This is a genomic window from uncultured Paracoccus sp., from assembly GCF_947496875.1.
Lineage (GTDB): Bacteria > Pseudomonadota > Alphaproteobacteria > Rhodobacterales > Rhodobacteraceae > Paracoccus.
Genome location: NZ_CANMEH010000020.1, coordinates 22,840 through 41,862 on the forward strand (window position 1 = coordinate 22,840; position 19,023 = coordinate 41,862).

At 66.7% G+C, this 19,023-nt stretch carries 16 protein-coding genes and 1 tRNA gene; 10 read left to right on the plus strand and 7 right to left on the minus strand.

All coding sequences use genetic code 11. The annotated features are described in order from the left end of the window. Nucleotides 1-318 carry a thiosulfate oxidation carrier complex protein SoxZ gene (soxZ, locus tag Q0938_RS16145; RefSeq protein WP_299364544.1) on the plus strand — a complete coding sequence of 106 codons (318 nt, stop codon included), beginning with the start codon at nt 1-3 and terminating at the stop codon, nt 316-318. Continuing rightward, nucleotides 315-1,073 carry a sulfur oxidation c-type cytochrome SoxA gene (gene soxA / locus Q0938_RS16150; protein WP_299364547.1) on the plus strand — a complete coding sequence of 253 codons (759 nt, stop codon included), beginning with the start codon at nt 315-317 and terminating at the stop codon, nt 1,071-1,073. The genes soxZ and soxA overlap by 4 nt, the downstream gene beginning before the upstream one ends. A 178-nt stretch (nt 1,074-1,251) precedes the next feature. Here the strand turns inward: soxA and Q0938_RS16155 are convergent, their stop codons facing one another. Then, entirely contained in the window at nt 1,252-1,827 is a 576-nt protein-coding gene (locus Q0938_RS16155) for an exopolysaccharide biosynthesis protein (protein WP_299364550.1), read from the minus strand. Between the two features lie 283 nt (nt 1,828-2,110). Next, a complete protein-coding gene (locus Q0938_RS16160) occupies nt 2,111-2,749 on the minus strand; it encodes a GNAT family N-acetyltransferase (protein WP_299364553.1) in 639 nt (212 codons plus the stop codon). A gap of 286 nt (nt 2,750-3,035) precedes the next feature. Between Q0938_RS16160 and Q0938_RS16165 the strand changes: the two genes are divergently transcribed. Next, a complete protein-coding gene (locus tag Q0938_RS16165; protein WP_299364555.1) occupies nt 3,036-3,803 on the plus strand; it encodes a DNA repair protein in 768 nt (255 codons plus the stop codon). A 227-nt stretch (nt 3,804-4,030) separates the two neighbouring features. Here Q0938_RS16165 and Q0938_RS16170 read toward each other — a convergent pair whose 3' ends face one another. After that, the gene (locus tag Q0938_RS16170) at nt 4,031-4,501 is read right to left on the minus strand and encodes a GatB/YqeY domain-containing protein (protein WP_299364557.1); all 471 of its coding nucleotides are present in this window, start codon (nt 4,499-4,501) and stop codon (nt 4,031-4,033) included. 117 nt (nt 4,502-4,618) lie between these two features. Between Q0938_RS16170 and carA the strand changes: the two genes are divergently transcribed. Both carA and Q0938_RS16180 read left to right on the plus strand, forming a co-directional pair. Next, complete coding sequence (gene carA, locus Q0938_RS16175; RefSeq protein WP_299364560.1) at nt 4,619-5,776, plus strand: glutamine-hydrolyzing carbamoyl-phosphate synthase small subunit; 1,158 nt, start codon at nt 4,619-4,621, stop codon at nt 5,774-5,776. An 88-nt stretch (nt 5,777-5,864) separates the two neighbouring features. Continuing rightward, on the plus strand, nt 5,865-7,889 hold the full coding sequence (locus tag Q0938_RS16180; RefSeq protein WP_299364562.1) for a glycosyltransferase family 2 protein: 2,025 nt from the start codon (nt 5,865-5,867) through the stop codon (nt 7,887-7,889). A gap of 155 nt (nt 7,890-8,044) precedes the next feature. On the opposite strand, the gene Q0938_RS16185 is transcribed toward Q0938_RS16180, so the two are convergent. Then, on the minus strand, nt 8,045-10,873 hold the full coding sequence (locus tag Q0938_RS16185) for a glutamine-synthetase adenylyltransferase (RefSeq protein ID WP_299364565.1): 2,829 nt from the start codon (nt 10,871-10,873) through the stop codon (nt 8,045-8,047). Between the two features lie 268 nt (nt 10,874-11,141). Here Q0938_RS16185 and Q0938_RS16190 point away from each other — a divergent pair, with 268 nt between their 5' ends. From Q0938_RS16190 to ilvN, 3 genes are all read left to right on the plus strand, one after another. After that, nucleotides 11,142-11,969 carry an arginyltransferase gene (locus Q0938_RS16190; protein ID WP_299364579.1) on the plus strand — a complete coding sequence of 276 codons (828 nt, stop codon included), beginning with the start codon at nt 11,142-11,144 and terminating at the stop codon, nt 11,967-11,969. 169 nt (nt 11,970-12,138) lie between these two features. Next, the gene (locus Q0938_RS16195) at nt 12,139-13,905 is read left to right on the plus strand and encodes an acetolactate synthase 3 large subunit (protein WP_299364567.1); all 1,767 of its coding nucleotides are present in this window, start codon (nt 12,139-12,141) and stop codon (nt 13,903-13,905) included. Nucleotides 13,906-13,917: 12 nt separating this feature from the next. Continuing rightward, the gene (gene ilvN / locus Q0938_RS16200; RefSeq protein ID WP_299364570.1) at nt 13,918-14,478 is read left to right on the plus strand and encodes an acetolactate synthase small subunit; all 561 of its coding nucleotides are present in this window, start codon (nt 13,918-13,920) and stop codon (nt 14,476-14,478) included. A 469-nt stretch (nt 14,479-14,947) separates the two neighbouring features. Here the strand turns inward: ilvN and Q0938_RS16205 are convergent, their stop codons facing one another. Continuing rightward, a complete protein-coding gene (locus tag Q0938_RS16205; protein ID WP_299364572.1) occupies nt 14,948-15,727 on the minus strand; it encodes a M48 family metalloprotease in 780 nt (259 codons plus the stop codon). 162 nt (nt 15,728-15,889) lie between these two features. Between Q0938_RS16205 and Q0938_RS16210 the strand changes: the two genes are divergently transcribed. Next, nucleotides 15,890-16,132 (plus strand): hypothetical protein, encoded by a 243-nt coding sequence (locus Q0938_RS16210; protein ID WP_299364574.1) that lies wholly within the window; start codon nt 15,890-15,892, stop codon nt 16,130-16,132. Between the two features lie 131 nt (nt 16,133-16,263). On the opposite strand, the gene Q0938_RS16215 is transcribed toward Q0938_RS16210, so the two are convergent. Then, on the minus strand, nt 16,264-17,013 hold the full coding sequence (locus Q0938_RS16215; protein ID WP_299364576.1) for a squalene/phytoene synthase family protein: 750 nt from the start codon (nt 17,011-17,013) through the stop codon (nt 16,264-16,266). A gap of 52 nt (nt 17,014-17,065) precedes the next feature. Then, nucleotides 17,066-18,670: a cysteine--tRNA ligase gene (gene cysS, locus Q0938_RS16220; protein ID WP_299364577.1), complete on the minus strand. Its 1,605-nt coding sequence runs from the start codon at nt 18,668-18,670 to the stop codon at nt 17,066-17,068. A 195-nt stretch (nt 18,671-18,865) separates the two neighbouring features. Between cysS and Q0938_RS16225 the strand changes: the two genes are divergently transcribed. Beyond that, nucleotides 18,866-18,955: transfer RNA gene (locus tag Q0938_RS16225), tRNA-Ser, on the plus strand. Nucleotides 18,956-19,023: the final 68 nt, after the last annotated feature.

Genomic DNA, 19,023 nt, shown 5'->3' on the forward strand with positions numbered 1-19,023 from the left:
ATGGTGGCGATGGTCAACATCCCCGAGACGGTCACCGCCGGCACTGTGGTAGAGGTGAAGATTCTCATCTCTCATCCGATGGAAACCGGCTTTCGCACCGGACCGGATGGAACCCTGGTGCCCCGCAACATCATCCCGGAGTTTCGCTGCCTCTATGGCGGGGAGGAGGTGTTTCGCGCCGAAATCTTTCCCGCCGTCGCGGCGAATCCCTTTCTGAGCTTCTTCCTTCGTGCCGAGCAGACCGCCGAGGTCGAACTGCTCTGGACGGACGAGGCCGGGCAGGAGCACAGCGAGGCCAGGCTGCTGACGGTCCAATGATCCGTTGTGTCACTGTCCTTGCCATAGGGCTGGGGACACCCGCTGCGGCGGCCGGGGACCGTCAGTCCGGCTACGAGATCATGGGCCCCGAGCTTCGCGCCATGCAGGATGACGAGGCGGCCAATCCGGGGATGCTATGGGTGACCGAGGGCGCCGCTCTCTGGGTTGCTCCCGAGGGTGCTGCCAACCGATCCTGCGCCAGCTGCCATGGTGACGCCGCACAAAGCATGGCGGGGGTCGCCGCGCGCTACCCGGCCTGGAACGAAGCCGGCCAGGGGCCGATCGACCTGACGGGCCGGATCGGATTATGCCGCACGCGACACCAGGGGGCGGCGGCGCTGGCCCGCGACAGCAGAGCCCTCGTCGCACTCGCCGCCTTTGTCACGCGGCAATCGGACGGCCTGCCCATAGCGCCTGACCCGGACCCGCGACTCGCGGCGACGCGGGAGAAAGGCAAGGCGCTGTTCGAGACCCGCATGGGGCAGCTCAATCTCGCTTGCGCAGATTGTCACGACGACGCCGCCGGAGGACAGCTCGCCGCGGCCACGATCCCTCAGGGACATCCGACCGGCTATCCTCAGTATCGGCTGCAGTGGGAGGGGATGGGCGGTCTGCACCGGCGCTTCGAGAACTGCATGAGCGGCGTCCGGGCCGAGCCGTTCGGCGCGGGGTCGCCCGAATACATCGCTCTGGAGGCGTTCCTCATGTCGCGTGCCGCAGGTCTTCCCGTCGAGGCGCCTGCCGTACGCCCATAACCACGGGGCAGCGCATGGGGCAGCCGTCCGGCGCCACACTCCGCAGGCGCGGCTCTCAGCGACGGCGATCCTTCGGGAAGCGGTTGATCATAGTGCGGTTGGTCACCCTAACGGCGGCCGCGATGGTCAGCGCCGAAGCCGGGGATGTCGATTTCGGCGCTGCCTCCCAGTGGCGTGCTCACGCGAACATCGTGCGCACCCAGTCCGCCAGGCTAACCAGCGCCACGGTCAGCGCGACTGTTCCGGCAAGCCCTGCGCCGATCGACCATCCATCCCGCTGCACCAATCCCCAGGCGAGAAGAACGAGGCAAAGCGCGGGGGGTGTGTTGAAGAACGGCAAAGGCAGCAGCAGCAGGGACGCGAGATAGAGGCAGACGATCCCGAGAAGCCGCTCCCGCCGCACCAGGCCTGACCAGCGCGGGCGGGACAACCGTTCGGCGCGGGCGAGCACCGGCGCCACGCGGTCGCGCAGCCAGTCGGTCAGCCACCCCGGCAGAACCCGGTCGCGCAGCCGTACGGGAAGGCTTTCCGTTTCCCCAAAGACCGCAAGATGCGCCGAGATCAGGATCAGCGGTCCGCCCAGGATCGCACCGGCGCTCGGAACGGGCAGCGGCAGGGCTTCGGGAATGCTCAGCAGCAGGATCGCGACGCCATGAGTCCGGCACCCCGTCGCAGCGAGCAGTCGGCCCAAGGTGGTCGCCTGCCCGCGAGGCAGGTCGCTCAGCACCTGCGTGAGCGTTCCCTCCTCGCCCATCAGCCTGTCACCTCCGTGGCACCTGAATGGACGCCGCGGGCTGCTCCCGCAAGGGAAGGTGTTTGGCGACGGGTTCCGGGCTGGGCAGCGAGGCTCGACGGTTTGTCAACCAATATGCGTGCTGAGCAGGCGTGAACCCGGCGACCATTAGATCATTGTGCACTGTCCCGGCAGCGGCCGAGTTCATGCAGCGACTTAGAACGCTCGGCGCCCCAGCCCACCTGATCACCTGTTGCACGGAGAGATCCAAAGCCGCGTTGGTGGCCTCACACCTGCCGACATGTCAGGGCGCGAGGCCCGCAAGCCCGCCCCGAGGTTCCCGTGCGCCGCTTGACGCTCCGTTGCGCAGTGTCCTCGCCACGGAGCGCCGGGCGGCGCCCAGCATCAGCGAGAACATGCCCTGCAGCAGGCTGGCCTCGTCCTGCAGCAGCGCAAGAGGCAGTCGGCGCGGGTCGGTTCCGGGCACCGCGACGGTCGCCGCGAAGTCGGTTCCTTCCCGTTTGATCGAGGCGCCAGCGCGCCTGGCCAGCGCCGTCATCGCGGCGTTGTCGCCCTGGATCTGCAGTTCAAGTGCGGCGATGCCCAGCAGGCTGGCACGGGACCGGGCGCGCGCGATCAGTTCGCTGCCCAGACCATTGTGGTGATGGGCGGGATCGACCGACAGCGCGACCTGTGCGCTCCGGGCGGGAGGCGGATCCACGATCAGTTCGAAGGCGCCGATCAGCCGCCCGTCGAGAAAGCAGCCCTCGACGTGGCCGATGTCGATTGCACGAGCGGCATGCGCCTCAAGGATGTCGTCGCCGAGGAACCCGCAGAAGCGCCAGCGGCGTCCTTGCGGAGTGAGCGCCTTGAGATGCGCGGCATAACGGTCGGCTTCCCACGGGAAGAGACGGCGGAAATGGGCGCGGGTCCAACCCGGCATGATGCGACCTCGTCAAGACCTGCCTCCCTGTCTGCGAGGTAGGCCGACCGGGGCACGGCACAAGGATTGCCGCGGCGTCACTGGCGGCACAGTTCCGTGAGTCGAGCGTCGTCGTGATCCAGCCATCAACCCGCCCGCGTGGCCACGGGACAACGACAACTTCGCTGTCAAGGCGGAACAGAACTCGGAAGCACGGTTGCCGGCGCAGTAACCACGCTCGAATGTTGCGCCCCGCCGTGCAGGATTTCTGCTAGGATTGCTTCCCACCATGTTGCGAGGTTCCGCCATGCCGCAGGCCAGTCAGAGATGGGTGTTTCTTTCGCAGATCATCATACAGTGGCTTGCGCTCGCCATCATCGTGTCGCTCGCCGGGCTGGGCCTCGTCTGGTGGGGCGCCGCGCTGCTCGGGTGGGCGCCATGGTTGCAGCTTCGGATCGACCTTGGCGCGGGCACCGTCTTTGATGCGGGGATCGCGGCGCAGTCGGTGCTGACGCTGCTGCTCCTCGGCCTGTGCTTCTTCCTGCCGACGAATGGCCGGGTGATGCAACTTGAGCGCTCGCACCGCGAATTCAACGTGTCGATGTGGGACGTTGCGCGGGCCTATCAAGCGGTTCACGGCGCGGATCGCCAGGGTACGTTCGCGCTGCGCAGCGAATTCGACAGTGTGCGCGACCGGTTGCGGTATCTGCGCAAGCATCCCGACCTTGGGAATCTGGAGCCCGAGATCCTGGAAATGGCGGCCCAGATGAGCCATGAGAGCCGAGAACTGGCCGAAATCTATTCGGACGAGAAGGTCGAGCGTGCCAAGTGCTTCCTTCGGCAGCGCCAAGAGGAGGCACAGCGTTTCCAGGAGCGGGTGCAGATCGCCCATTCCGTCTGTCGGGACCTCAGGATCTGGCTGGACAAGGTCGAGGTAGAGGAGGCCATCGCCCGCTCGCAGTTGAAACGGCTGAAGGAGGATCTGCGAGAACTCCTGCCGGCGCTCGGCCTCGACCTCGCCAGAAAACCGATGTCCGGGGCGGAGCCCCTGCTGCCACGCATTGCGGCGGAGTAGGCAGGCTGCGACCCTGCTGGCCTGGACTCAGGACCTCTCATCTCACACAACCGCTCGCCGGATTGCTGTCCACGTCAGCAGGAAACATCGGGTTTATCGACGCTTTGGGGACAACCAGCACGGCGCCGTTGCCACTCCGCTTCGACCGCCCACCCCACAGGACGCGACAACGACTTTACTACGGCGAACGGTAAGGACGGTGCGGCAAGGCCCGGAACACAGGGCCGTCAGCCCATCAGCCGCGACTTCACCAGCGCGCCCACGGCGCCGAAATCCATCTGGCCGGCATGGCGCGTGCGCAGCTCGCTCATGACCTTGCCCATGTCGCGTACCGACGTCGCGTTCAGATCGGCGATCGCCTTGTCCACGGCCGCCGCAACCTCTCCGGGATCGAGTTGCCGGGGCAGGTATTCCTGGATGATCGCGATTTCCGCCAATTCGTGTTCCGCCAGTTCCAGTCGCCCGCCCTCCTCATAGGCGCGCGCCGATTCCTGCCGCTGCTTGACCATCCGTGAGAGTAGCGCCAGCAGATCGTCTTGGCTCAGTTCCCGCGCCTTGTCGCTGCCGCTCTCGCCGCGCAGCGCGATCTCGCGGTCCTTGATGGCGGCACCCACCAGCCGCAGGGTGGACAGGCGGGTGGTGTCGCGGGACTTCATCGCCTCCTTGGTGGCGGCGGCAATGCGTTCGCGCAGATCCATGTCGTCTCCCCAGTTACCTGGGCGCGTCTGTCCTCCACCGGCGCCACGGGGTCAAGCGGCCTTGACGCTGCCCTTCGGTTCCCCCTAGGGTCCCGCCGATTTGCCGGAGTGTTGACGATGTCCAGACCGACCGCCTGCCTTGCGCTTGCCGACGGAACGATCCTCTACGGCCAGGGCTTCGGCGCAACCGGCGAGGTGGTCGCCGAACTGGTCTTCAACACCGCCATGACCGGTTACCAGGAAATCATGACCGACCCGTCCTATGCGGCGCAGGTGGTCACGTTCACCTTTCCCCATATCGGCAACACCGGCATCAACGCGCTTGACGACGAGGCCGCCGACCCCGTCGCCGCTGGCATCGTGGTCAGGTGGGACCCGACCGATCCGTCGAACTGGCGGGCCAGCAGTGATCTGGTCGGCTGGATGGAACGGCGCGGTCGCATTGGCATCGGCGGCGTGGACACGCGCCGCCTGACCCGGGCGATCCGGCAGCAGGGTTCCCCGCATGTGGTGCTGGCACATGACCCGGACGGACGGTTCGACACACAGGCGATGCTGCGCAGGGCGGCAGCGTGGCCGGGGTTGGTGGGTCTGGACCTCGCCCGCGAGGTGAGTTGCCGGCAGAGCTATCACTGGGACGAGGGACTGTGGTCTTGGCCGGATGGGTTCACACCGGCGCAGCGGCCCGAGCGCCCGTTCAAGGTAGTGGCCGTCGATTACGGGGCCAAGCGCAACATCCTGCGATCACTGGTGGAAACGGGCGCCGACGTGACCGTCCTCCCCGCGACCGCGACGGCCGAGGACATCCTGGCCCACGATCCGGAAGGGGTGTTCCTGTCCAACGGGCCGGGCGACCCGGCCGCGACAGGACAATATGCCGTGCCGATGATTCAGGCACTGCTGGACCGTGACATGCCGATCTTCGGGATCTGCCTTGGCCACCAGATGCTGGCGCTGGCCCTGGGTGCCCGCACCATCAAGATGGGCCATGGGCACCACGGCGCAAACCACCCGGTCCGCGACGTCGAGACCGGCAAGGTGGAAATAACCTCGATGAACCACGGCTTTGCAGTTGACGCGCAGACGCTGCCGGAGGGCGTTCTGGAAACCCACGTGAGCCTGTTCGACGGATCGAACTGCGGGTTGCGCGTCGCCGATCGCCCGGTCTTCTCGGTCCAGCACCACCCGGAGGCAAGCCCGGGGCCACAGGACAGTGCCTATCTGTTCGAACGCTTTGCGCAGTCGATGGAGAAACGGCGCCGGCAGGCGCCGTAAACCACGGTTGCAATCAGGCCGCGCCGTTAACGCCTGATTAGGTTTTCTGGAGGCATCACTACGGGGTCCCTTGCCCCCGGATCGCCTCATGCCAGCCTCTGCTCTGCCGTCTAACGTGCCTGCCCGTGTCTCGCGGCTGGCGTCCTTGCGCCATCGCTGGCGCAACAACCCTGCCCCGCAACTCGAGATGCCCGCTGCGGTGCCGTATGTAGCACGGCCGAAGGCCGCCCGCGATCCCCGCCCGCTGGGGCAGATCCTGCTGGATGACGGGGCCGTCACCCCCGGCAATCTGCTGAAGGCCGTCGTGATGCGCCACCGGCAATCCGTGCCGCTGGGCGAAATCCTTGTCGCGCATGGGTGGGTCACAGAGGCCGCACTGACCCGGGCATTGTCTCGACAGTGGCGCACGACGATGCCGGACCTGCTCTCGGTACCGCCCGACGCACGGCTGATCGACGCCGCCGGCGCGCAGTTCTGCATCAACGCCGGAATCGTTCCCTGGCGGCGGATCGGCGGGATCACCTATGTGGCCGCCTCGCGCCCCGACGAGTTCGAGGCGCTGCGGCCCCGCCTAGCGGTTGCTCTGGGTGAGGTCCGGATGATGCTGTGTTCGCCCAGCCTCGCCCGTGACTCGGTCCTGCAGACCCGGAGTACCCGGCTGATCCGCGAGGCGGAAACACGCGTCGCCGGTGCCTTCAGCTGCCGGACCCGCAGCGAGCGACTGGCCGGTCATCTGGCGCTGGCGGCGCTGGCCATACTGGTCGCCGGATTGTTCGTGGCGCCCTTGGGTGTCCTGACCGTGCTGACCTTGTGGGCGGCACTTACCCTCGTCGGGACGATCGTGCTGAAGCTGCTGGCATTCCGTGCCACGCTGCGCGGCCAAATCGTGCAGACGGCTCCGCCCCCCGAGTTGAAGGGCCCGCTGCCGCTGATCTCGGTCATGGTACCGTTGTTCGAGGAAGCCCATATCGCCGACCGGTTGGTCGGGCGGCTGTCGCGGCTGACCTATCCGCGCGAGCTGAGCGACATCATCCTGGTCGTCGAGGAGACCGACAAGGTCACCCGCGCCGCGCTGGACGGCGTGACGCTGCCCCGCTGGTTGCGGGTGGTGATCGTCCCGGATGGGCGGATCAAGACCAAGCCTCGCGCCCTGACCTATGCGCTCAGCTTCTGTCGGGGCGAGATCATCGGCGTCTGGGACGCCGAGGACCGGCCCGAGCCGGACCAGCTCTACAAGGTTGCGCGGCACCTGCACGCAGCCGGTCCCGATGTCGCCTGCGTGCAGGGTGCGCTGGACTTCTACAATCCCCGGACGAACTGGCTGTCGCGCTGCTTCACAATCGAGTACGCCGCCCTGTTCCGCGGGATCCTGCCGGGCGTCTCTCGGCTCGGTCTGATCGTGCCGCTCGGCGGCACGACGCAGTTCTTCCGGCGCGAGGCGCTGGAACGATCGGGCGCATGGGATGCCTGGAATGTGACCGAGGATGCCGATCTCGGGGTTCGTCTGGCACGCATGGGCATGCGGGTCGAGGTCGGGGATTTCACGACGCATGAAGAGGCCAACTGCCGCACCCTGCCCTGGATCCGGCAGCGGTCACGCTGGCTGAAAGGCTACGCCATGACATGGGGCGTGCATATGCGCCGCCCTGCCCTGCTGTGGCGCCAGGTCGGACCCGCTGCCTTTGTGGCGTTCCAGGTGCAATTTCTGGGGATGCTGACCCAGTATCTGCTCGCCCCCCTGCTGTGGAGCTTCTGGTTGCTGAGTCTGGGCCTGCCCCATCCGCTGAGTGCCCCGCTGGGCAGTCTGTGGGGTGGCTGGGGCATCCCGGTCCTGTTCACGATCTTTGTCGCCTCCGAATTGCTGACGATGTTCATCGGCGCGTGGGCCGTCCGCAGGACGGATCATGCGCGGCTGTGGGCATGGGTGCCGACCATGCATTTCTACTTTCCGCTGGGCTGTCTCGCCGCGTGGAAGGCGCTGTACGAAGTGGTCGCCAATCCGTTCTACTGGGACAAGACGGCACATGGGGTGTTTGACGGCGAAGCCGATACGCCGACGGAGGGGTCCGGAACCGTACTGAACGCATCGCCGCCTGTCAGCGTGGCAGGCTGAGCGATCGTAATCGCCCCGGGTCGGGGCGTCACGTCGCAGAGTTCCAGATGAATGGCGGGCGACCCGCCCGAGGGCGAGAACGGCTCCAAGCACTTTCGCGGCAGTCCCGACGCGTCAGCAGCTGATGCGATGCCGGGTCCGCCGCAGTGGCGCTGTCAGGTGCCGTCGCCGCTGCTCCTGTCCTCGATCAAGTCGTCGATGATCGCCCCTGCCTCCCCAACGCGCTGGTCCAACTCGACAGCCAGTTCGTCGAGAGAGGCCGCCTCGGTTTCCCTGAGCAGGAACTCCTGCCCGCCCTTGCCGATCCTGGAGAGATCCAGCGCGCCTTCGGTCAGCAGGCGCGCGGTGCACTGAATGCGCCACAGGAACCGATGCGCCGCGGCAAGCTGCATCGCCGCGGAGCCATCCAGCAGTCTGGCCCGCTGACCCGCCCGGATCTGCGCGCCCACGCCCTGTGCCGCGGCACCCGACCGGAGCGCGAGAGACTGCGCCATCAATTCGATGTCCTGCAGGCGACCCTTTCCGATCTTGGCCTCCCACCGGCCGTCCGGGGCCTTGGCAGCGAAGATCCGGGCCCGCATCTGGGCGAGATCAGGCACCACTCTCGGATCGGTTCCGCGGGTCTTCAGGATCTCGATCCGCAGCGCGTCGAACTCGGTTGCGATCGGGCCGGCGCGGTCGCCCATCCCTGCGACGACCCGCGCCCGGGTCAGGGCGAGATGCTCCCAGGTCCAGGCTTCGTTCAGCTGATAGTCGCGGAAGGACGCCAGCGACGTTGCGACCGGTCCCTGCCGTCCGGACGGGCGCAGCCGCATGTCGACCTCGTAGAGCCGCCCGGCCGCCGTCGGTGCGGTGACTGCAGTGAGCAGCGCCTGCGTGAGTCTGGCGTAATAGGCGCGCGCGGACAGCGGCCGGTCTCCGCCGGACTGCTCGGTGCCCTCGGCGTCGTAGATGACGATCAGGTCCAGATCGGACTGCGCGTTGAGCTGGCGCCCACCAAGCGAGCCCATCCCCAGGACGATTGCCCCCCTCCCCGGGGCAGGTCCATGCCGCCGGGCGAAGTGATCCGCGACGACTCCCGCCAGCGCCCCGATCACCGCATCGGCGATGTCCGCGTATTGCCGCCCCGCCTCCTCGGCCCCGATCAGGCCGCGGAGATGATGCACGCCGACGCGGAATTGCCATTCATGCGCCCAGCGGCGGGCGGCATCCAACGCCCGTTCATACCCCCCGGCCGGCGCAGTCAGCGTCGCCTGCAGATGACGCGACAGCGTCGCCCGCAGCTCGGCGGTGCCCGGCCATGGCGCAAAGAAGCTGCCCGCGAGCACGCCGTCCAGCACCTCGGAATGACGGGCCAGATAGCTTGCAAGCCCCGGCGCCGTTCCGCAGATATCGACGAGCAGGTCGATCAGGTGGGGATTGGACCCGAACAGCGAGAACAGCTGCACACCCGCCGGCAACCCGCGCAGGAAGCTGTCGAACCGCGCCAGCGCCGCTTCGGTATCGGCGGCACGGGTCAGCCGGGACAGGATCTGCGGCTCGATCCGGCCGAACAGTTCCTGCGCACGGCTGGACCGCAAGGCCGGATAGGCGCGCCACGCCTCGACCGTCGCGGCCGCCTCGGGCGTCAGATCGGGAACCTCCGGGTCCTCGGAGCCGCCGCCCTCTGCATTGAAGAAATCGCCGGCAAGCTCGTCCACCCGCCGCAGCCGGCGTTCCAGCGCGGCGGACCAGTCCCGGGGATCGGCAGAGCCATCCAGCCCCGCGACCAGGGCAAGCCCCTCCGACCCTGCGGGTACCGTGTGGGTCTGCGCGTCGTTGACCATCTGGATGCGGTGTTCGATTTCGCGATGCCTGCGATAGTGATCGGTCAGCTCGGCCGCCACCCGGTCGGGGATCCAGCCCTTCGCGGCAAGCGCGGCCAGGGCCGCGACGGTGCCGGGCGCGCGCAGGTCCGGATCGCGCCCACCCGCGATCAGCTGCTGCGTCTGGGTCAGGAATTCGATGTCGCGGATCCCGCCCTGCCCCAGCTTCAGATCATGGCCGGCCGCCTGGATCGAGCCATGCAGTCCCTTGTGGCTGCGGATGCGCCGCCGCATGTCGTGGGTGTCCTGCAGGGTGGCAAAGTCCAGATGCCGGCGCCAGACGAACGGCCTCAGTTCCATCAGGAAACGTTCGCCGGCCGCATGGTCACCCGCGCAGACCCGCGCCTTGATATAGGCCGCACGTTCCCAGCTGCGCCCCTCGGCCTCGTAATACGCAAGTGCCGCAGAGGCCGACATGCAGACCGGGGTGACAGAGGCATCCGGGCGCAGACGCAGGTCCGTGCGGAACACGTAACCATGATCGGTGAGGTCCGACAGTGTGGCGGCGGCCTTGCGGGTGACGCGGATCAGCGCCGCGCGTGTGGCGAGCTGGTCGGCCGGGGCATAGGCCGCGTCGTCGTACAGGACGATAAGGTCGATGTCGGAGGAGTAGTTCAGCTCGCGCGCGCCCATCTTGCCCATCGCGAGAACGAACAACCCGGCCGCGTCGGGTGATGCACCCTGGTCATGTGTCGGCAGCTTGCCGCGCCGCACCTCCTCGGCCAGATGCGCGCGAAACGCCAGGTCCGTCGCCCGATCGGCCAGATCGGTCAGCGCACCGGTCACCTGTTCCAGCGTCCACACCCCGCCCAGATCGGCCAGCGCCAGCCACAACGCGGTGCGACGCTTGGCGCGGCGCAGGGCCGGTCCGAGCTGCGTTGCTCCTAGCTCATCAAGGCCGTCGGTTTCTCGCCGCACGACATCGCCGGCCTGCAGCGCCGGCAGCAGCCAGTCGGATTCGTGCTCGATCAGCCCCGCCAAGTAGGGGCTCGACCCGGCCGCCCCCGTGATCAGCCGCCCAAGGGCATCGGGGATGTCGGGAAACAGCGCCCGGGCGGCGGCGCCGCGCGCCGCATCTGCTGGCACGGGGAAGCGGACGATGCGGCTTGCGAAATCCATGCCGGCACCCTAGCTGCGGATCATTCGTCGTCAATCGGCGGCGGCCGGGGATCTTGTTCATGGCGATGTTGGGTTTCCACCCGCAATCCATCGGCGGGAATATGTCCGATCCGGTCGGGCGAGAGGTTCGCCGCTTGGCGCACCGGCAAACTGTTGCTACGCTAAGTCAACGACATCACGATCAGCGAAGTCACGCCATGCCGCCGTTCCGGACGCCGAACCCCACCACCCGGCCGGCCGATAGACGCAGTGAAAGCGGCGCTGGATGATGCGGCACACCCTGCCCAACGCCCCGCAGTTCTATGTGACCGCCCCGCAGCCATGTCCGTATCTGCATGGGCGCGCGGAACGCAAGCTGTTCACCGCACTGGCAGGCGACAGCGCGATGACGCTGAACAACGCGCTGTCGCGCCAGGGCTTCCGTCGATCCCAGAACGTCCTCTATCGGCCGAGTTGCGAAAGCTGCGTCGCCTGCATGTCCGCCCGCATCAGCGTCCGGGACTTCAGCCCCAGCCGCACGCAGAAACGTGTGATGCGCCGCAACGAGGGGTTGGAGCGCGTCGTGACCAGCGCCTGGTCGACGGAAGATCAGTATGAGCTGTTCCGTCGCTACCTGGACGACCGTCACGCCGATGGCGGCATGGCCGACATGGACGTGTTCGAGTTCGCCGCGATGATCGAGGAAACCCCGGTCCGCACCCGGGTCATCGAGTATCGCGAGCGGCCGTCCGGGAACCTGACCCGGGTGGATGGCGCCTTGCGCGCCGTGTGTCTGACGGACGTGCTGGATGACGGCGTGAGCCTTGTCTACAGCTTCTACGACCCCGCGGCGCCAGAGGCGAGCCTGGGCACCTACATGATCCTGGACCATATCGAGATGGCACGTCAGGCCGGCCTGCCCTATGTCTATCTGGGCTACTGGGTGCCGGGCAGCCGCAAGATGGCCTACAAGGCACGGTTCAGCGCTCTGGAAATCTACAAGGGTGGGGTCTGGCAGGACATGGGCGACCCCCAGGCGCATGAATCCGACATTCATCCGCTATCGGTGGATCCGATCGTCGAGCAGGTAGCACGGATCGATCTGCCGCTGGACTGAGTTGGCGGGAAGCACCCCGGAAAGAAAGTTTCAAAACTTGACCTGCTGGCGTCATGTTTTTCGCGTGGCGTCATTGACCCTGTGCGGTCGCCTAAATAGGTTGCGGCGACGCAGCGAGGACCCTTGATCACCCCGCAGGCGCGATGATCGGTTGAATGGAGAGACGAACATGTCCCGAACGATGACGGGTGCGAGAATGGTTGTCGAAGCCCTGCGCGATCAGGGTGTCGATACCGTATTCGGCTATCCGGGCGGGGCGGTTCTGCCGATCTACGACGAGATCTTTCAGCAGAACGACATCCGGCACATCCTTGTGCGGCACGAGCAGGGCGCCGTGCACATGGCCGAGGGCTATGCCCGATCGACCGGCAAGCCGGGCGTGGTTCTGGTCACCTCGGGGCCGGGGGCGACCAACGCCGTGACCGGCCTAACCGATGCGCTGATGGACTCCATTCCGCTGGTCGTGCTGTCGGGACAGGTCCCGACCTTCATGATTGGCACGGATGGTTTCCAGGAGGCGGACACCGTCGGGATCACCCGCCCCTGCACCAAGCACAACTGGCTGGTGAAAGAGACGGAAAAGCTGGCCGAGACGATCCACCGGGCCTTTCACATCGCGACCAGCGGCCGGCCCGGGCCAGTGCTGATCGACATCCCCAAGGACGTGCAGTTTGCCGAAGGCAGTTATGTCGATCCCCGGCAGATCGACTACACCCGCTATCAGCCGGTGAAGAAAGGGGATCTGGCCTCGATCACCCGATTGGCCGAGCTGATCGAGAATGCCGAGCGGCCGGTCTTCTACACCGGCGGTGGCGTCATAAATTCCGGGCCGGGCGCCAGCCAGCTGCTGACCGAACTCGTCGATGCGACCGGGTTTCCGATCACCTCGACGCTGATGGGCCTGGGCGCATATCCCGCCAGCGGCAAATCCTGGCTGGGGATGCTGGGCATGCACGGCCTCTACGAGGCCAACATGGCCATGCATGGCTGTGACCTGATGATCACAGTCGGCGCGCGCTTCGACGACCGGATCACGGGACGGGTCGCCGATTTCTCGCCGGGATCGGTGAAGGTGCATATCGACATCGATCCCAGCAGCATCAACAAGGTCGTCCGTGCCGATCTGCCGATCGTGGGCGATGTCGGCCACGTGCTGGAGGATCTGCTGAAGGTCTGGAAATCGCGGGGCCGCAAGACGAACGCCGGTCCGCTGAAGGCCTGGTGGTCGCAGATCGACCAGTGGAGGGCGCGCCGGTGCCTGTCCTATCGCGCATCGACCAGCGTGATCAAACCCCAATACGCGATGGAACGGCTGGAGGCACTGACCAAAGGCCACGACCGCTACATCACCACCGAGGTGGGGCAGCACCAGATGTGGGCCGCGCAGTACTTGGGGTTCGAAGGTCCGAATCGCTGGATGACGTCCGGGGGCTTGGGCACCATGGGATACGGTCTGCCGGCCTCGGTCGGCGTGCAGGTCGCTCATCCCGACGCCCTGGTCATCAACGTCGCGGGCGACGCCAGTTGGCTGATGAACATGCAGGAGATGGGAACCGCGGTCCAGTTCCGGGCGCCCGTCAAGCAGTTCATCCTCAACAACGAACGTCTGGGCATGGTGCGCCAGTGGCAGCAACTGCTGCACGGCGAACGCTACAGCCAGTCCTGGTCCGACAGCCTGCCCGACTTCGTGAAGCTGGCCGAGGCGTTCGGCTGCCGCGGCCGGCAGGTCAGCGAGCCCGGCGATCTCGACGACGCGATCCGCGAGATGATCGAGTATGACGGCCCGTTCATTCTGGATGTCCTGGTCGAGAAACACGAGAACTGCTTCCCGATGATCCCGTCCGGAAAACCCCATAACGAGATGCTGCTGGGCGACATGGAATCGGCCGAGGATATCGGGACGGCGATCCAGACCGACGGCGCGGTGCTGGTCTGAGGAGACAGGTCGATGAATGCTCTGAACATCGCACAGGGTGCGAGCAGCCACTCCGCGTATGATCTGCGCGACCCCAACGCGCAGATCGAGGAACGGCACACGCTTGCGGTCCTGGTGGACAACGAATCAGGCGTGCTGGCCCGGGTGATCGGCCTGTTCTCGGGCCGCGGCTACAACATCGACAGCCTGACGGTGGCCGAAACCGACCATGCGGGGCATCTGTCACGGATCACCATCGTGACGCGGGGGACCCCCTCAGTGATCGAGCAGATCAAGGCGCAGCTTGGCCGGATCGTTCCCGTTCACCAGGTCAACGACCTGACGGTCGAGGGGCCGTTCGTCGAACGCGAACTTGGGTTGTTCAAGGTTTGCGGAACGGGCGACAAGCGGGTCGAAGCGCTTCGGATTGCCGATATCTATCGCGCGAAAGTCGTCGATTCGACGCTGGAGAGCTTTGTCTTCGAGATCACCGGATCGCCGGAAAAGCTGGATGCGTTCGCGGACATGATGCGGCCCTTGGGGTTGTGCGACCAGGCGCGCACCGGGGTCGCAGCCCTCGCCCGCGGCGCCTGACTCCGGGCGCCCGGATCAGACCTCCAACGGACGTCCCAAGTCAGGGGACTCGTCGCCTCGTCATGAGCAGGCCGCTGCCCCTGCCCGTCTGACCGGGTCCGATGGCGCGCGGGCTGCAGGCGTGCGCGCTGACGCACGACGCTCCTGCGCGCTCGCCCACCGCCTGACCCGGCGCGCATAGTGAAATCCGGCTGCGCGCTCTTCATCAAGGCGGACGATCTCGCCGCAATCCGGCCATCCATCGTCAATGAAATCACCTGAAGATTCCAAATAGGCCAAGCCGCCGTTGTTCTCGCACCAGATAACGGCACGCTGCTGCTCGGCACTGCTCCAGAGAATAACTCCGATCAATGCTGCATCTCCTCTCACCCCTCGGCGGATTTATGCCGACAAATAGGCGAGTGAGATACCGAATATTCCCCTCAGGGCGTGTGACGTTGCGTCAGTTGCTAAAATGCAACGAGATTTTCTAGGACGCGCGGCCGGACATGACGTCCGCCACAGCCCTGGTCACCTGCTGCTCGCGGGCGGCACGGCTGGGATGCGAGCCGAGGATGCGGTCACCCGGATCCGGCATGCGCGCGAAGAACCGCGCGCCCCGGGCAGGATCATAGCCGCCCTTGAACGCGATGATGGCCCCCAGATAGTCGGACTGCAGTTCCCATTCCTTGGAATAGTACCGGGCGCCGACCTGCGCGCCGACCCGCTGCGCAACCTCCAGCGACGACGGGTCGACCCCGCTGGCCGCCGCGATGCCGGTCAGGATCACCGCCCCGGCCGACGCCGCATTCTGGCGTTGCGACAGATGGTTGAGGATGTGGTGGGACGCCTCGTGCCCGACGACAAAGGCGATCTCGTCATCGTTCTGCGCCGCCGCCAGCAGGGACAGGGTGAACCCGATGACCGGCCGCCCGTCGCGGCCGATGGTCTGGAACGCGTTCGGTTCCAGCCCGGGACGGTCGTCGACGACGAACTGGTAATCGCAGTTGATCGGTGTCGTCCGACGCAGCAGGCACTCGCGCTCGATGGCCGGTTCCATGGTCCGGATCACCGTCACGAAACTGCGGGCGGCCTCTTCGGGGGACTGATAGGCCGGCGCTGGCGCGGTCGCGGCCGGTTCCGGTTGGGTCCGCGCGACCGGTACCTGGACGGGCCCTCGAGCGGGTTGCGTCACGACCACCGGGGCGACGCACCCCGACAGGATCGTCGCCATCAGAGCGCCTGCTGCCAGTGTCCGGACGGTCATCATGATGTGCACCCTGCCTGTTCAACCTGTTGTCGCCATGCCCGTTCGCGGCTGGTCGGCCCAGCGTATCGCTGTTCGCGGGGCCGCGCCATGCGAACGGGTTGCGTACGCCGTCCTCTCACGCGAGAGTTCTGGCAAAACGGAAAGCGATCGCAAAGGCCCAACATGTTCACCATCGAACACGACTTCGATGCCACGGTGATCACCCTGATCGACGAGGTGCGCCAGGGCCGCAGACCTCTGCTGGAGGATGTCGTCATCACCGCCTTCGATGACCGGGTGACGCTGAGCCAGACAGATGCGGACACCGACGCGACCAGCACCATCACGCTGAGCATCGAACAACTCGACGAGTTGCGGGCCGCCCTGAATCTGCCCGAGGGGAACTATCGGCTGATCCAACGCTGACCGGCAAGAACGGCGCTGTGCGGTGGCCGGCACCCGTGGGTTCGCCGCCACACCCGATCCAGGCCAACGCAGGCATCGCAACTCTCCCCATCCATGCAAGCCATCTCTCCCATGGAACCCTGAACATCCGCTTAATGATCCACCCACCACCGGCCCGAGATCGCGAGGCGCGCAGTCCCCAGCCGTCGCAAGAAGTCCGAGGGTGGCTCCGGCCCCTGCCCCCGCGCCAGCCGCCGCAGGGCCCGGCCGGCGGCAGCGCCCGGATAAAGCACCGCCCCCAGCCCGCGCGGCACCGCCCGGCGGCCGGTCGCGGCGCTAAGGAACGCAGCCATTCCGCTGTCGGCCAGTCCGCGACGCAAGGCCGGATCCTGCAGTCCAAGGCCCAGCGCCGCCAGGGCGGGCTCCGCCATGAGCCATGCGGAAAGGCCGGCACCCATCGCCTGCGCGTCGACCACCGGGTAAGCGGCGGCCGGCATCCGGACAGCCCGCGCGGCCAGTCGCATCAGCGTGCCGGCGGTTCTGTCGACATAGTGCTCCAGCGCCTCGGCCGACCCGAAAGGCTCCCTCTCCGCGTCGCGCAACCGCGCCTGGGCGAGCGGGGCCAGCATGGCCGCGTCACGCCCCCACGCCTCATGCACCGCCTGCAGCAGGGCGTGGGCGGGCGGCTGGGCGTGGTCCAGCGCCGTCAGGTGGTCGATCCACCACTGCACCCGGATCTGGGCCAGCACCGGGTCACGCGCGCCAAGCGGTGCCCGGGCGAGTTCGAGGTTCAGTGCATACAGCGTCACCAGCCGTGCCCGTGCCTCGGCGGGGGCAAGCAAGGCCATCGCATGGCGGTCCGGGTCGGACTGGCGGAGGGCTGATAGAAGCGCGTCGGTCATCCGAACAGAGCCTGTAGCTTCGCGACGTGTCGCGGGCGCGGCGGGACAGCCGTCAGTCCTGCACCCCGCGCCAGACAGTCCCGGCGGCCGTGTCACGCAGTTCGATCCCGAGTTCCGCGATCTTCACCCGAAGGGCGTCCGCCAGGGCATAGTCCTTGTCCTGACGAGCGCGCCGGCGCTGGTCGATCAGCCCTGGAATATCGGCCTGATCCGCGGCAAGGGCAAGCTGACGGGTCAGTGTGGAGTCCGTGTCGAAACTCGAGATCACCCGTTCCTGCACCCCCAGGTGGCGCGCTGCGTCGCGGACGAGTTGACAGATCGCCGCCTGGTAAGCAGCCACCGACTCGTCCCCCGGCTGCACCGGATCCGGGGGATGATCCCCGGCGATGTCGTGCCAGACCGCGGCCCGAACCCGCGCGTAATCACGCCGAGCGTTGCGCACGTCATCCGGCATATCGGGTTCGTCCAGGATGGCGGAACCGGTGTCGGTCCGGGACAGACCGATGAACTCCAGCCCTGCCTTCAGGTCACGATACCGGCCCGTCTTCGAGAATTCCTTGAGCAGACGGAGATATTCGGACGTGTTCAGATCGTCTGCCAATGCTTCGATCAGCCCGGGCGCGATCTGGTCGGCAGGCGCGACCGTCCGTGTCTGGGCGGCATAATCGGCCAGGGTTCGCCGGCCCTCACGGACCTTGTCGGCGGTCCAGTCCATGGGCTTGCGATAATGCGTCATCAGGAAGACGTAGCGGATCACCGCCCCCGCCACGCCCTGGTCCAGCAGATCCCGGACAGTGAAGAAATTGCCGAGCGACTTCGACATCTTCTTGCCCTCGACCTGCAGCATCTCGTTGTGCAGCCAGATGCGCGCGAAATCCGCGTCCGGGTAGGCACAGCGGCTCTGAGCAAGTTCGTTCTCGTGATGCGGAAACTGCAGGTCGATTCCCCCTGCATGAATGTCGAAGCTGTCGCCCAGCAGGGCCGACGCCATCGCGCTGCACTCGATGTGCCAACCTGGCCGCCCCCGTCCCCACGGCGATTCCCACCCCGGGGTCGTGGCGTCGGACGGCTTCCACAACACGAAATCCATGGAATCGCGCTTGAAGGGCGCGACCTCGACCCGCGCGCCGGCGATCATGTCGTCGACGCTGCGACCGGACAGGCGTCCATAGGCGGGAAAGCTGCGCACGTCGAACAGCACGTGACCCTCGGCCACATAGGCGTGACGGTCGGCGATCAGTTCCTGTATCATGGCGATCATCTGCGCGATGTAGTCTGTCGCGCGCGGCTCGGCCGCAGGCGTCACCTCACCCCGAAGCGACGGCCGCAGCGCCCCCAGCGCGTCCATGTCGGCGTGGTACCAGCCGATCGTCTCGTCGGTGATCTCGCGGATGGGACGCCCGATGGCCGCTGCGCGTGCGTTGATCTTGTCATCGACGTCGGTGAAGTTGCGCACATAGCTGACGTGATCGGCGCCGTAGACATAGCGCAGCAGGCGATAGAGCACGTCGAACACCACGACCGGCCGCGCATTGCCCAGATGGGCACGGTCATAGACGGTGGGACCACACAGATACATGCGGACATCGGTGGGATCAATGGGCGCAAGATCGACCTTGCCGCGGGTCAGGGTATCGGTCAGCCTGATCTCGACCATACGGGTCCTCCGGGCGGGATGTCGACAGGACGGCGCGCCTCTCCCTTGGTGATCACGAACGGTCCGCAAGGTGGGGAAGAGACCGCGTGCGAAACCCCGCCTGTACCAGTGCAGCCCCGCCCCGGCAATCGCCGCGATGGTGCCAGCCCCACCCGCTTGATCCGGAGGCAACGCTGCGCTACGCGATGACGCTGCGGAGGCGTGGCAGAGTGGTTGAATGCACCGGTCTTGAAAACCGACGTGGGCGCAAGTCCACCGTGGGTTCGAATCCCACCGCCTCCGCCACTTGCCCCCACGAAAGCGTTCTCCCGATCCGGCTGCGGCCGGATTTTTCCGTTGTTTTCGAGGGTTAT